At 69.5% G+C, this 13,443-nt stretch carries 12 protein-coding genes; 10 read left to right on the top strand and 2 right to left on the bottom strand.

The annotated features are described in order from the left end of the window. Window positions 1-38 precede the first annotated feature (38 nt). Entirely contained in the window at window positions 39-1,223 is a 1,185-nt protein-coding gene (locus FHX37_RS03335) for an acetyl-CoA C-acetyltransferase (RefSeq protein WP_141922007.1), read from the top strand. 32 nt (window positions 1,224-1,255) lie between these two features. On the opposite strand, the gene meaB is transcribed toward FHX37_RS03335, so the two are convergent. After that, window positions 1,256-2,203 carry a methylmalonyl Co-A mutase-associated GTPase MeaB gene (meaB, locus tag FHX37_RS03340; protein WP_141922009.1) on the bottom strand — a complete coding sequence of 316 codons (948 nt, stop codon included), beginning with the start codon at window positions 2,201-2,203 and terminating at the stop codon, window positions 1,256-1,258. 266 nt (window positions 2,204-2,469) lie between these two features. Continuing rightward, window positions 2,470-4,407 carry a glycoside hydrolase family 18 chitinase gene (locus FHX37_RS03345; protein WP_246062048.1) on the bottom strand — a complete coding sequence of 646 codons (1,938 nt, stop codon included), beginning with the start codon at window positions 4,405-4,407 and terminating at the stop codon, window positions 2,470-2,472. Window positions 4,408-4,795: 388 nt separating this feature from the next. Between FHX37_RS03345 and FHX37_RS03350 the strand changes: the two genes are divergently transcribed. From FHX37_RS03350 to FHX37_RS22725, 9 genes are all read left to right on the top strand, one after another. After that, on the top strand, window positions 4,796-5,329 hold the full coding sequence (locus FHX37_RS03350) for a MarR family transcriptional regulator (RefSeq protein ID WP_211351731.1): 534 nt from the start codon (window positions 4,796-4,798) through the stop codon (window positions 5,327-5,329). A gap of 97 nt (window positions 5,330-5,426) precedes the next feature. Continuing rightward, entirely contained in the window at window positions 5,427-7,124 is a 1,698-nt protein-coding gene (locus FHX37_RS03355; protein WP_141922013.1) for an acyl-CoA mutase large subunit family protein, read from the top strand. Window positions 7,125-7,217: 93 nt separating this feature from the next. Next, window positions 7,218-8,168, top strand: a complete 951-nt coding sequence (locus tag FHX37_RS03360; RefSeq protein WP_141922015.1) for a tetratricopeptide repeat protein — start codon at window positions 7,218-7,220, stop codon at window positions 8,166-8,168. Between the two features lie 137 nt (window positions 8,169-8,305). After that, window positions 8,306-8,992: a cytidylate kinase-like family protein gene (locus FHX37_RS03365; protein ID WP_141922017.1), complete on the top strand. Its 687-nt coding sequence runs from the start codon at window positions 8,306-8,308 to the stop codon at window positions 8,990-8,992. 348 nt (window positions 8,993-9,340) lie between these two features. Then, window positions 9,341-10,741 carry an NAD-dependent malic enzyme gene (locus FHX37_RS03370; RefSeq protein WP_141922019.1) on the top strand — a complete coding sequence of 467 codons (1,401 nt, stop codon included), beginning with the start codon at window positions 9,341-9,343 and terminating at the stop codon, window positions 10,739-10,741. Between the two features lie 62 nt (window positions 10,742-10,803). Continuing rightward, window positions 10,804-11,388: a YqgE/AlgH family protein gene (locus tag FHX37_RS03375; protein WP_141922021.1), complete on the top strand. Its 585-nt coding sequence runs from the start codon at window positions 10,804-10,806 to the stop codon at window positions 11,386-11,388. Window positions 11,389-11,441: 53 nt separating this feature from the next. Beyond that, window positions 11,442-11,684 (top strand): DUF3039 domain-containing protein, encoded by a 243-nt coding sequence (locus FHX37_RS03380; RefSeq protein ID WP_141922023.1) that lies wholly within the window; start codon window positions 11,442-11,444, stop codon window positions 11,682-11,684. Between the two features lie 240 nt (window positions 11,685-11,924). Continuing rightward, window positions 11,925-12,713 carry a class E sortase gene (locus FHX37_RS03385; protein WP_141922025.1) on the top strand — a complete coding sequence of 263 codons (789 nt, stop codon included), beginning with the start codon at window positions 11,925-11,927 and terminating at the stop codon, window positions 12,711-12,713. Between the two features lie 7 nt (window positions 12,714-12,720). After that, a complete protein-coding gene (locus tag FHX37_RS22725; protein WP_170181496.1) occupies window positions 12,721-12,888 on the top strand; it encodes a hypothetical protein in 168 nt (55 codons plus the stop codon). Window positions 12,889-13,443: the final 555 nt, after the last annotated feature.

Below are 13,443 nucleotides of genomic sequence, written 5' to 3' on the forward strand. Positions count from 1 at the left end.
GCAGACCAGCGGAGTGCAGAAGACCAGGGAGGCCCGTTATGCCCGGATCCGTCATCGTCAGTGGCGCGCGTACCCCGACCGGCCGCCTGTTGGGATCCCTCGCGGGATTCTCCGGGGCGGACCTCGGAGCGGTCGCGATCAGGGCCGCGTTGGAGCGCGCCGGCCTGGGGGGCGAACGCGTCGACTACGTCCTCATGGGCCAGGTGCTCCAGGCGGGCCAGGGCCAGATCCCCTCGCGGCAGGCCGCGGTGGCGGCGGGAGTCCCGATGACCGTCCCCTCGCTCACCATCAACAAGGTGTGCCTGTCCGGGCTGGACGCGATCGCGCTCGCTGACCAGCTGATCACCGCGGGAGAGGTCGAGACGGTCGTCGCCGGTGGTATGGAGTCGATGACCAACGCCCCGCACCTGCTGCCCAACGCGAGACAGGGCTACAAGTACGGTTCGGTCGAGGTGCTCGACACCACCGCCCACGACGGTCTCACCGACGCGTTCGACGGCGACTCGATGGGAGCCTCCACCGAACGGCACAACGCCCGTCTCGGCATCGGACGCGCCGAACAGGACGCCTACGCGGCGCGCTCCCACCAACGCGCGGCCGAAGCCGGCAAGGAGGGGCGCTTCGACGCCGAGATCACCCCGGTGAGCATCCCCCAGCGCAAGGGCGAACCGACCCTCTTCACCGAGGACGAGGGAATCCGTCCGGACACCACGGCCGAGGGGCTGGGCCGGCTCCGTCCCGCGTTCTCCCCCGAGGGCACCATCACCGCCGGCACCTCCTCCCAGATCTCCGACGGGGCCTGCGCCCTCGTCGTGATGAGCCGCGCCAAGGCCGAGGAACTGGGATGCGAGATCCTCGCGGAGGTCGGCGCGCACGGCAACGTGGCAGGTCCGGACAACTCGCTGCAGTCGCAGCCCTCCAACGCCATCAACCACGCGCTGGCGAAGTCGGGCGGCAGCGTCCGGGACCTGGACCTGATCGAGATCAACGAGGCGTTCGCCAGCGTCGCGCTGCAGTCCACCCGGGACCTGGGCGTCTCGGAGGACATCGTCAACGCGGACGGCGGCGCCATCGCGCTGGGCCACCCCATCGGCGCCTCCGGTGCCCGGATCGCGCTGCACCTGATCCACGAGCTGCGCCGCCGCGGGGGAGGACGCGGCGCGGCCGGCCTGTGCGGTGGCGGCGGCCAGGGAGACGCCCTGCTGTTCAGCGTCTCCGGGTAGCGTGCCCGCGCCGGGCGGGCACCGCCCGGCGCTCAGCGTTCCAACGCGTCCAGGAGGGTGTCCGCGGCGGAGTAGGGGTCGCTGGAGCCGCTGGTGACCTCGTCGGCGAGTGTGTCCAGCCCCGCGCCGCTGCGGACATCCGCCAGCCGCTGCCGCAGCGCGCCGAGGGCGATCGCCTCGATCTCCTCGCGCGCCCGCCGGTGCCTGCGGCGTTCGAGCTCCCCCGCGGCGCGCATGTGCTCCTGGTGCGCGTCCACCCGGCCCAGCAGTTCCCCGACACCGTCCCCGCTCTCCGCCACGGTGCTCACGACCGGGGGCTTCCACCGGTCGGCGTCGCCCTCGCCCCGCGCGACCATCTGGCGCAGTTCCCGGACCGTGGCCCGCGCGCCGTCCCGGTCGGCCTTGTTCACCGCGAGGATGTCGGCGATCTCCAGAACCCCCGCCTTGGCCGCCTGCACGGCGTCGCCCATACCCGGCGCGGAGAGCACCACAGTGGTGTCGGCGTGGGCGGCGATGTCCACCTCGGCCTGCCCCACACCCACGGTCTCCACCAGCAGCACATCGAACCCGGCGGCGTCCAGCAGGCGCAGCGCGTGCGGTGTCGCCCACGACAGGCCACCCAGGTGGCCCCGGCTGGCCATCGAGCGGATGAACACCCCGTTGTCGCCGGAGTGCTCCTGCATCCGGACCCGGTCTCCCAACAACGCCCCGCCGGTGAACGGGGAGGAGGGGTCGACCGCGAGCACGGCGACGCTCTCCCCCCGGGAACGCAGCGCTGTGACCAGTGCGTTGCTGGTCGTGGACTTGCCGACACCCGGCGGGCCGGTGAGTCCGACGGTGCGGGCGCTGCCCGTGTGCGGCGCGAGCCCGGACATGATGGCGCGCAGCTCCGGTGCGGCGTTCTCCACGAGGGATATCCCGCGCGCGAGCGCGCGGCGGTCGTGGCGCAGTAGGCGGCTGACGAGTTCCGAAGCGTCCATGTCATCCCTCGGCTGTGCGGAGCCGGCTTGTCTGTTTCCGACCCCGAGTATGGCAGGAGCCGGAGCCGGCGGTGCGGCCCGCCTCGGAACTCCCCGCCTCTCCCCGGCGCGGTCGGTCCGCGCGGGCGCCGGCCGGCGGTTCTCCCGGCCGAGGGGGCGCGGGTGGGCGCAAGAGCGGCCGGTCCCGGCGCCGGACGCTGGGTGCGTACCGTCAGCGTGCCGCGCGCCGGGACCGGCCGGGTTCCCGTGGTCGGGGTACGGGTCCCCTAGTTGAGCGACTGGTCTATGGCGTTCATCAGGCTGCCCTGCGCGTCGTCCCCGTCCAGGGACCACGCCATGATCCCGCCCAGGTCATTGGACTGCGCCCAGTCGACCTTCTGTTCCATGGACTTCTCGTCGTCGTAGGTCCAGAACGTCTCCCCGTCGTAGAGCCAGGCGGTACCGGCCTCGTTGTCGCGGTACAGCTCGTAGCCGGAGAGGTCCTTGACGTTCTTCCAGTCGTCGATGCCGTCCTCGTACGGCCCGGCAGCGGGGCCCTCGGCGTCCTGGAAGAGCCCGTCCCCGTTGGGCCCGGGCTCCACACCGGTCCATCCCCGGCTGTAGAAGGGAACGCCGAGTACGAGGTCGTCGGGGTCGGCGCCCCGCTCGGTCCAGGCCTCGACCGCGATCTCACTGCTGAAGGGCTCGGGCCCCGGGTCGCCGTCCACCAGGCTCAGGTTGGACTGGTGGTTGGTGTTGCCCTGCCAGGCGCCGTGGAAGTCGTAGCCCTGCACCGTCACGAAGTCGAAGTTCGGCATGATCTTCTCGACCTCGTAACCCGCCTCGACCTTCTCCGGATCCGCGGGCATGAACGAGGTCAGCTCGTAGTCCCGGCCGGTCTCCTGCTCCAGTGAGTCGAGCTGGGTGCGGAACTCCTCGACGAGAGCGGTGTAGTTCTCCTTGTCCTCGGGGCGCACGGTGTTGTCCTCGTGTCCCTCGGACGCGGGCCACTCCCAGTCCAGGTCGATCCCGTCGAAGACGCCCTCGGCGGCACCCGGGCCGCCAGCGCCGTCCATCACGGGCAGGTTCCCGCGCAGGAACATGTCCACGCACGAGCTGACGAGTTGCTGTCGGGACTCCTCGGTCAGGGCGGCGTCGGAGAGGTTCTTCGACCAGCTCCATCCGCCGATGGAGAGGTTGACCGTCAGGTGGGGGTGCTTCTCCTTCAGCTCCCGCAGCTGGTTGAAGTTGCCGCGGAGGTCCTGGTCCCAGGTGTCGGCCTCACCGTCGACACTCTCCGCGGCGCTGAACGAACGGCCGTAGTCGGCCCAGGCGTCGCCCTCGCCCGCCTGGTTGGCCTGGAAGCACGTGCCGTCCGCGTTGACGTTGGCGAACGCGTAGTTGATGTGGGTGAGTTTCTCCGCGGTTCCGCTGGTGTCGATGTCCTTGACCAGGTAGTCGCGGTCGTATATGCCCCACTGCGTGAAGTAGCCGACGCGGCGCTGCCCGTCGGACGGTCCGCCGCCGTCGCCCTGCTCGGCGGTGCGCACGGTGACCGGTTCACTGTGGTCGGAGCGGTTCCCGGCGGCGTCGAAGGCGCGCGCGGTGAGGGTGTACTCGGTGTCGGGGGAGAGGCCGGTGACCGTTCCCGCCGGGGAATCGCCGGTGGTGGTGCCGACGACGGACTCGCCGTCGTGGATCTCGTAGCCGGTGACCCCCACGTTGTCGCTGGATCGTGTCCAGGAGAGGTCGATGCTGGTGGCCGAGGTGTCCTCGACGCTGAGACCGCCTGGTGCGGTGGGGGCTTCGCTGTCCTCCCCGCCGGGATCACCGGAGCACGGGGCGCCGTTGACGGTGCAGTCCAGCGGTGCGGTCTCCCCGCTGGAGGAGGAGCCGTTGAAGCCGATCTGGTGCGTCCCGTCGGCGGGAACCTCGGCTCCCCAAGAGGGCGGGGTGATCGTGTAGCTCTGTCCCTCCTGCTCCATCTCGGCGTTCCAGAGGCTGTCGATGCTGGTGCCGTCGGGGAGGGTGACCTCGAGGGTCCAGTCGGACAGCGGGGACTGGGAGGCGTTGTCGATCGTGAGCTGGCCGCTGTAGCCGGTTTCCCAGCTGGAACCTTCGGTGTAGGTGACGGTGACGTCGCCGGCCGCGGTGTCGGCCGCCGCCGGGGTGGGGGAGAGTGCTAGCGGAACGACGGTGAGGGCCGCGGTGGCTGTTGTGGCCACCCACCCTCGTCGGGGGGATGTGTGCACGGTTCTCACATCTCCTACTCACAGTGCAGCAGGATTCGGTGCCGCCCTCCTCCCGGGCTCGGCGGCACCCTTCGGGGGTTGCGGGCGACGCCGCTGTCGCACCGCGTTATCAGTGTGCCCAGGAAGAATTATTTTTAGGAAACTTAACTATTAGTTCTTTTCGGGGTCAATACGTGAATCCCCGCCTTTTTCCCTCGCGCCCTGGTGTGACCTGGATCGCGCCGGGGTGCGGACAGGACGGGTGGAGGTGGCGAACCGTACCGGTGCGCGGAGCGGGCCGGTGGCCGGTTCCGGCCACCGTGACCCCCTTGATCTTTTCGGAATTGAGGACTAAGGGGACAGCGCTGGTTACAGTGGCGGCGTGGGAAACCCGCTGAATTTGTCCTTCGACCCGATCGAACGCGCGCACGACAGCTGGAGCCGTCGGTGGGGCGCGTCGCCGGCCATGGCCGCTGTCACCTCGATCATGCGTGCCCAGCAGATCCTCATCGGACAGCTGGACAACGCGCTCAAGCCCTACGAGCTGACGTTCGCGCGCTACGAGGCGCTGGTACTACTGACGTTCAGCTCCACGGGAGCGCTGCCACTGGGCAAGATCGGCGAGCGGCTGATGGTGCACCCGACCAGCGTCACCAACACCATCGACCGGTTGGAGCACCAGGGGCTGGTGCGGCGCCTGCCCAATCCCGACGACGGGCGCGGCACGCTGGCCCAGATCACCGACTCCGGGAGCGAGGTCGTCGAGGAGGCGACCCGGGACCTGAAGGCGATGGACTTCGGTCTGGACTGCTACACCGAGGACGAGCTGTGGCAGATCCACAGTCTCTTCACCACGCTGCGGGTGAGTTTCGGCGACTTCCCCGAGGGTGGAGAGGCCATGTCCGCTCCCGACTGAGCCGCGCTCCCCGGTGCGGTCCGGCTTCCGGCGGCCGTCGGGCCGCGGGTTCGTGTGACCCTATCCAAATATAGTTGGAAGTCCTACTATCTAGGGTATGGGTGAGGACATCGAGGCGGGACGCGCCCGCTGGCAAGAACGCTACGACGCGGCCCGCAAACGCGACGCCGACTTCAGCACGCTCTCCGGGCAGCAGGTCGAGCCCGTGTACGGCCCCCCGCAGGGCGCCGCCGTCCCCGGTTTCGACCGGATCGGCTGGCCGGGGGAGTTCCCCTACACCCGCGGCCTGTACCCCACCGGTTACCGGGGGCGCCCGTGGACCATGCGGCAGTTCGCCGGTTTCGGCAACGCCGAGCAGACCAACGAGCGCTACAAGATGATCCTCGAGTCCGGCGGGGGAGGACTGTCGGTCGCCTTCGACATGCCCACGCTCATGGGTTACGACTCCGACGACCGGCACGCGCTGGGCGAGGTCGGACACTGCGGTGTCGCTGTCGACTCGACGGCCGACATGGACACCCTCTTCGACGGCATCCCGCTCGGCGAGGTAACCACGTCGATGACCATCAGCGGGCCGGCGATCCCGATCTTCTGCATGTACCTCGCGGCGGCCGAACGCCAGGGCGTGGACATCGGCACGCTGAACGGCACACTCCAGACCGACATCTTCAAGGAGTACATCGCGCAGAAGGAGTGGCTGTACCCGCCGGAACCGCACCTGCGCCTCATCGGTGACCTGATGGAGTACTGCGCGGAGCACATCCCGGCGTTCAAGCCGCTCTCCGTGTCCGGGTACCACATCCGGGAGGCGGGCGCCACGGCGGCGCAGGAACTCGCGTTCACCCTCGCGGACGGTTTCGGGTACGTCGAGCTCGGACTGTCGCGCGGCCTGGACATCGACCAGTTCGCCCCCGGCCTCTCGTTCTTCTTCGACGCCCACATCGACTTCTTCGAGGAGATCGCGAAGTTCCGCGCGGCACGCCGGATCTGGGCCCGCTGGATGCGGGACACCTACGGCGCCGCGAGCGAGAAGTCCCAGTGGCTGCGTTTCCACACCCAGACCGCCGGGGTGTCGCTCACGGCCCAGCAGCCCTACAACAACGTGGTGCGCACGGCGGTGGAGGCACTGTCGGCGGTACTGGGCAGCACGAACTCGCTGCACACCAACGCACTGGACGAGACCCTCGCGCTGCCCACCGAACAGTCGGCCGAGATAGCCCTGCGCACACAGCAGGTGCTGCTGGAGGAGACCGGCGTGGCCAACGTCGCCGACCCGCTCGGCGGCTCCTACTACGTGGAGGCGCTCACCGACCAGCTGGAGAACGAGGCCGAGCGCCTCTTCGAACGCATCCGCCGGATGGGCGGCGGAGAGCAGGCCCACCACGGCATAGGGCCGATGACCTCGGGAATCCTCGCGGGGATCGACAGCGGGTGGTTCAGCTCGGAGATCGCCGAGTCCGCCTTCCAGTACCAGCAGGCCCTGGAGAAGGACGAGAAACGCATCGTCGGTGTGAACCGCCACACCTCCACCGTCTCCGGCGAGCTGGACATCCTGCGGATCAGCCACGAGGTGGAGCGTGAACAGAACCAGGCCCTCACCCACCGCCGCGAGCAACGGGACGGCCCGGCGGTCGAGGCCGCGCTGACGCGGCTGCGCCGGGCCGCCGCCGATCCCGGGAGCGGCAACCTGATCCCGATAGTCCTGGACGCGGCGCGTGCCGAAGCGACCCTCGGCGAGATCTGCCACGCCATGGGGGAGGTCTTCGGTACCTACACCGAGGAGTCGCGCTTCTGAACGCCCTGCGTTCCGGGGCGCGCGGGCGCGGAGTGCCGTCGGGGCCGGCGGCGGCGTTTACCGCGCTCGCGTGGGATACGGCAGGATGGAGGTATGCAGCCTTCGGACTACTCCACGCAGAGCGCGGTCGACCTCTCAGCTCGCAAGGCGGCCTTGGAACGTGAGGCCAAACGGCAGGCCGAGGAGTCGTCCGGTACAGCCAACCCGTACGCTATCGACGTCAACGAGGAGAACTTCCAGCAGGAAGTCCTCGAACGTTCGATGAACACACCCATCGTCCTCGCTGTCCTGCAGCAGCACTCCGAACAGTCCTCCCAGGTGGAGTCCGCGCTGGACCAGCTCGCCGTCGCGGCCGGTGGCCAGTGGGGGCTGGCGAAGATCGACGTGCAGGCCAGCCCGCAGCTCGCGCAGGCGTTGCGGGTGTCCGCGGCGCCGATGGTGGCCATGGTCATCGGGGGCCAGGTCGTCCCCGGCCCCAGCGGTGCCGCCAACCAGGAGCAGCTGCGCGACTGGCTGAGCCAGGTCTTCGACGGCCTGCGGCAGCAGGGGGTCCTTCCCGAGGACTACTCCGGTCTGGGGCAGGAGGAAGCACAGCAGGGCGCCCAGGAGCAGGGCGAGGACCAGCAGCCGCAGGACCCGGTGGAGGCCGAGGCGCAGGAGGCGCTGCAACGTGGCGACTTCGCCGCGGCCGAGGCCGCCTACGCCAAAGCGGTGGAGGCACAGCCGGAGGACGAGAACGCCAAACTGAAGCTCGCACAGGTCCGGCTCGTCTCCCGGGTCCACGACCTGGACGCCGCGGCGGCGCGCCAGGCGGCGGCGGACGACCCCGACGACGTCGAGGCCCAGATCAAGGTCGCCGACATCGACATGTACGGCGGCAAGTTCGAGGACGCCTTCGAACGGCTGATCGGTGCGGTGCGTCGGACGAGCGGTAACGACCGGGACCGGGCGCGCAAGCACCTGCTGACGCTGTTCGAGGTGCTGCCCTCGGGCGACCCGCGGGTCAACCAGGCGCGGCGGTCGCTGACCTCGGCGCTGTTCTGACGGCTGCCGGCCGGGGAGGGAACCCGGTGTCCAGCGCACCGGAGGTCCGCCCCCGCCACCCGGTTGCGGGCTAAGCTGGAGGTCAACGGCTACGGCCGGTCGTACACAAGGCTCCGGGGGCGCCGGGTGGGGGGCCGATGGCATACGTGGTGACGATCTCCGCGACCTACGGGGCGGCGGGAAGCGTGATCGGGCCCGCCCTGGCCGAACGCCTCGGCGTCACGTTCCTCGACCGGGCCATCCCCGCAACCGTGGCCCGGGAGATCGGGTGTTCCCTGCAGGAGGTCCTGGAACACGACGACCGGGCCCCCACCGGTTTCGGACGCCTGCTCGCGAGCGCTGCCCGGCTGCCCACCGTCACGTTGGGCAGCGTTGACGCGACGTTCGTCGGCGCCACGGACGCTGAGGGGAGGTTGCTCTACGACCAGGAGTTCGTCGACCACACGGACCGCGTGCTCCGGCGGTTGTCCGAACAGGGCGGCGTGATCCTGGGCAGGGCGGCGGCCGTCGTGCTCGCCGACCACCACAACGCCCTGCACGTCCGGTTGGACGGCCCCAAGGAGCGCCGGCTGCAGCAGGCCCTGCGGATACACGAGTCCGCGCCCGAGGAGAGCCGTGCCGGCGGCACCGAGGGCCGGGACGCTCCCTCGATGCGGGAACTCGAGGACAACGACCGGGCTCGGGCGGCCTACGTCCGCCGGTTCTACCGGACCGACCCCTCGCGTCCCCAGCTGTACCATCTGGTTCTGGACTCGACCGCGCTCCCGTTCTCCAGCTGTGTGTCGGTCGTCGAGCGGCTGGCGCGCGACCGGGCGGGCGGATGAGAACGCTGGTGGCGGCCGCGGGACTCCGGGCGCCGCTGGCCCGCCGCGGGACCGCCTCCCGCGACGGCGCGGGGCGTGTGTCAATTGTCACGACCCGGGGGTGCCACGTGTGGGCAGCTCCCTCGCCGGTGCTGGGCGGCGCCGCTGCGCGCGGGTGCCTGCCCACACCTGCGGTGCCTGGAGAATCGCACCCTGGATGTTGTGGTCTGACCACATGGGGATTGAATAGTGGGTGATTATGCTTAATGTCCGGTTTGTCGGCCGGGTTTCGCCCGCGGTGATGGGATCCCATGGCACCATGAAGAGTGCGCTCGCGCGTGCCGAAACCGTGAACTTGAGGAGTTTTCCGTGGCCACCCTTCCCAGCGTCTCCTACTCTCTGACGGTCCGTCTGGAGCTTGACGGGCGTGGCAGCGCGGTCGGAAGTCTGACCAATGCCGTCGAGCACGTCGGCGGGCTGATCACGGCTCTCGACGTAGCCTCGTCCGGACACGAGCGGATCCGCATCGACGTCACCTGCGCCGCTCGGGACACCGACCACGCCCAGGCGATCGTGGACGCGCTGGGCGCCCTCGAGGGCGTCGTCGTGCACAAGGTCAGTGACCGCACCTTCCTGCTGCACATCGGCGGCAAGATCGAGATGAAGTCGAAGGTGTCCCTGCGCAACCGGGACGAGCTGTCCATGGCCTACACGCCGGGGGTGGCGCGGGTCTCCCAGGCGATCGCCGCCAACCCGGCGGACGCCCGGCGGCTGACGATCAAGCGCAACAGCGTCGCGGTCGTCACCGACGGATCGGCCGTCCTGGGGCTGGGGAACATCGGCCCGCAGGCCGCCATGCCGGTGATGGAGGGGAAGGCGGCCCTGTTCAAACGCTTCGCCGACATCGACGCCTGGCCGATCGCCCTGGACACGCAGGACATGGACGAGATCGTGGGCACGGTCAAGGCGATCGCGCCCGGTTTCGGCGGCATCAACCTGGAGGACATCTCCGCGCCCCGCTGCTTCGAGGTGGAGGAGCGACTGCGTGAGGTGCTCGACATCCCGGTCTTCCACGACGACCAGCACGGGACCGCGATCGTCGTGCTCGCCGCGCTGCGCAACGCGCTTCGGGTCGTGAAGAAGAACCTCGGCGAGGTCCGTATCGCCATGTCCGGTGCCGGCGCCGCCGGAACCGCCATCCTCAAGCTGCTCATGCACGCCGGAGCCTCGGACGTCATCGTGTGCGACGTCCATGGTGCCGTCTACCAGGGCAGGGGAGACACCGACCCCAACCTCTCCTGGATCGCCGACAACACCAACCCCGCCGGTTACACGGGTGACCTCAAGGGGGCCGTTTCCGGCGCGGACGTGTTCATCGGGGTGTCGGCCCCCAACGTTCTCGGCGGTGAGGACATCGCCGAGATGAACCAGGACCCGGTCATCTTCGCGCTGGCCAACCCCGAACCGGAGGTTGACCCGGAGGTGGCCCACCTGCACGCGTCCGTCGTCGCGACCGGCCGCAGCGACTACCCGAACCAGATCAACAACGTCCTCGTCTTCCCCGGCTTCTTCCGCGGCCTGCTGGACGCCCAGAGCCACCACGTGGACGCCAACATGATGGTGGCGGCCGCTGACGCGCTCGCGGATACTGTCACGGAGGGGGAGCGCGGCCCTCACTACGTCATACCGAGTGTTTTCCACACGGACCTGGCCCAGCAGGTGGCGGCGGCCGTGCGCGAGGTGGCCGTCTCCGGACGGTCGGGGGAGTAGTCCCGGCCGGCCGCACGGATTACCGGGCGGTGCCCGACCTGTTCTCCGGGTAGGGGTGGAGCATGGAGCAGCCGATTCTGACCGGACGCCTGCTGGTGGCGACACCGGTGCTGGACGACCCGAACTTCCGGCGCTCGGTGGTGTTCGTGATCGACGACAACGAGTCCGACGGGACGCTGGGCGTCATCGTGAACCGGCCGCTGGAGGTTCCGGTGAACGAGGTCCTGCAGGGGTGGGGCGGCTACGCTGACGCTCCCGAGGTCATGTTCTCCGGCGGGCCCGTGGGGGCTGGTGCCGGGGTCGCGCTGGGTATGCCCCGCCACGAGGAGACCCCGTTGGGGTGGAGCCCGCTGGAGAGCGCGGAGGCCCGGGACCGGGTCCCCGGGCTGGGAATGGTCGATCTGGACACACCACCGGAGATCCTCGGGGATGCGCTCGACCGGTTCCGGGGGTTCGCCGGTTACACCGGATGGAGCGTGGGACAGCTCAGCGCCGAGATCGAGGAGGGCGCGTGGTACACGCTCCCGGCGACCAGCGACGACGTGTTCAGCAACGAGCCGGGTTCGCTGTGGCCCCGGGTGCTGCGCCGGCAGGGCGGAGATCTCGCCTTGGTATCGACTTTCCCCGACGACCCCACGCTGAACTGACTCCGGCCCACTGTGGATACTCTGGAACGGGAACTAGGAGGTGTGCGGGAGAGATGTCAATGGACGTTCTGAACAAGGTAATTCCGGAAAGCGAAACCGACCCCGATGTCTCGCATGACGACGGCGACCGGGAACGCTTTGCGCATTACGTGCAGAAGGACAAGATCACGGAGAGCGCCGTGACCGGTGATCCGGTGATCGCGTTGTGCGGCAAAGTCTGGGTTCCCAACCGCGACCCGAAGAGGTACCCGGTCTGTCCGGCATGCAAGGAAATCTACGAGGAGATGGTGTCCTGATCCGGTTCCGGCCGGGATTCACGCTCTGAGCGTGCCGTTCCCTTCCATCCCGTCGCCGCACTGTTCGTGACCTGTTCGGCGCGGTACGCTTCCCTCCCGAACGGATCGGCGTAGCTGTCTCGGCGCACGCGGCCGGCGGCGGACCTCACACGAGGGGAGCCGCCGGCGCTCGGCCGTGTGCCGCATCCGCGGCGCAGAGGAAAGCGCACAGGTCAGAAGGCACGGGTAGGGCACGAACACATGGTTTCTGCAACCGAGCGGAATTCCCATCGCGGGGAGCGCACGTCCCGCCGTAGGTCGCAGCGGGGGCGCCGAAGAAAGGCCCCGGACGCGAATCCCCGCCGTTCGGGCAGGGAATTCCTCCGTACCACCGTGCTCGTTCTCGGCGAGACGCTGTTCACCGCGGGTATCGTGATGCTGCTCTTCGCGGCCTACCAGATCTACGGCAAGCAGTACCAGACCGAACAGGAACAGCAGCAACTGTCCGAGGGGCTGGAACAGCAGTGGGAGGAGCAGGGGCCCGACTCCGACCCTCTGCCGGGGGAGGCCAACAGCCGGATGTACATCCCCTCCCTGGACCTGGACTGGGTCGTCGTCAACGGCACCAGCCTGGAGGACATCAAGAACAGCCCCGGGCACTACTCGGACACCGCCGCTCCCGGTGAGGAGGGCAACTACTCCGTCGCCGGCCACCGGCAGGCGGGCATATTCTGGGACCTCGACCAGCTCGGGGAGGGGGACGAGGTCGTCCTCGAGGACCAGGAGAACTTCTACACCTACGACGTCGTCGACACCCGCACGGTTACTCCCGACCAGACCGAGGTGGTCGACCCGGACCCGTTCGACCCGGAGAACAACGACGACCCCGAGCGTTCCCTGCTGACGCTGACCACCTGCGCGCCCAAGCTGAACAACACGCACCGGCTGATCGTGCACGCGGAGCTCTCGGACAGCCGCTCCAAGGACAACGGAATGCCGGACAACATCGCCGACATGGCTCCGGAGAACAGCGACGGCCAGGAGGAGTGAGGTCCTGATGTACGGCTTGATCTGGCGGATCCTTCCCGGCCCCTGGCCGGTGAAGCTCGTCCTGTCCCTCGCCCTGGTGGCGGGTGCGGTGGCGCTGCTGTGGTTCTACGTCTTCCCCTGGGCCGATCCCTACATGCCGTTCAACGACAGCGCTGTGGAGACGACCGCCCCCTGAACCCCGGGAGCGCGGCACGGCGTGCGTGTCGCCACATCCACACGACAGCAGCGTGCGCGCGTGTTCATCCGTCGCCCGGTACAGATACCCTCTTCCGAGGAAGAACGGGGTGCTCCCCGCGCCGGGGCCGTAGCAGGCCATGCCCGACCGGCTCCGTGGTGCGACCGTTCCGGTCCGCTGCTGGGTTCCGGTGCCGGGTTCACGGGAGCACACGTCGGCAGTACTGCCCAGCCAGCTGTGTAAGGGAGGTTCCCGGGTGGGTCCGTTCCGCGCGGAAGGGGCGCTTCGCCGCTCCGAAGCGAGCCGGCGACGCGCGGCGCCTCTCGCGCCGGGGCTGCCGCGTCCGGATGAGATGGTGCCCCTGACCCGGGTCAGGACCCGGTGCGGCACCGTGGGCGGGCGGTGGGGAACAGGCGGGAACGGAGTCCGCCCCGGAACCCGCCCGGCGGTCGAGGCTTCCGGTACCGCCCGCGTGCCGGCCCGCCCCCGCCCTCTCCGACCCCAGCGTGTCGACAGAGCCGCCTATACCGCCCGAAAGGAGGAGGGCGTTCCTTC

The organism is Haloactinospora alba (genome assembly GCF_006717075.1).
Classification (GTDB): domain Bacteria; phylum Actinomycetota; class Actinomycetes; order Streptosporangiales; family Streptosporangiaceae; genus Haloactinospora; species Haloactinospora alba.

Coding starts and splice junctions, on each gene's coding strand:
- FHX37_RS03355 (WP_141922013.1), top strand. CDS start 5,427: ATGGGTGAGGACATCGAGGCGGGACGCGCCCGCTGGCAAGAACGCTAC.
- meaB (WP_141922009.1), bottom strand. CDS start 2,203: ATGGACGCTTCGGAACTCGTCAGCCGCCTACTGCGCCACGACCGCCGC.
- FHX37_RS03335 (WP_141922007.1), top strand. CDS start 39: ATGCCCGGATCCGTCATCGTCAGTGGCGCGCGTACCCCGACCGGCCGC.
- FHX37_RS03385 (WP_141922025.1), top strand. CDS start 11,925: ATGGTTTCTGCAACCGAGCGGAATTCCCATCGCGGGGAGCGCACGTCC.
- FHX37_RS03375 (WP_141922021.1), top strand. CDS start 10,804: ATGGAGCAGCCGATTCTGACCGGACGCCTGCTGGTGGCGACACCGGTG.
- FHX37_RS22725 (WP_170181496.1), top strand. CDS start 12,721: ATGTACGGCTTGATCTGGCGGATCCTTCCCGGCCCCTGGCCGGTGAAG.
- FHX37_RS03360 (WP_141922015.1), top strand. CDS start 7,218: ATGCAGCCTTCGGACTACTCCACGCAGAGCGCGGTCGACCTCTCAGCT.
- FHX37_RS03365 (WP_141922017.1), top strand. CDS start 8,306: ATGGCATACGTGGTGACGATCTCCGCGACCTACGGGGCGGCGGGAAGC.
- FHX37_RS03380 (WP_141922023.1), top strand. CDS start 11,442: ATGTCAATGGACGTTCTGAACAAGGTAATTCCGGAAAGCGAAACCGAC.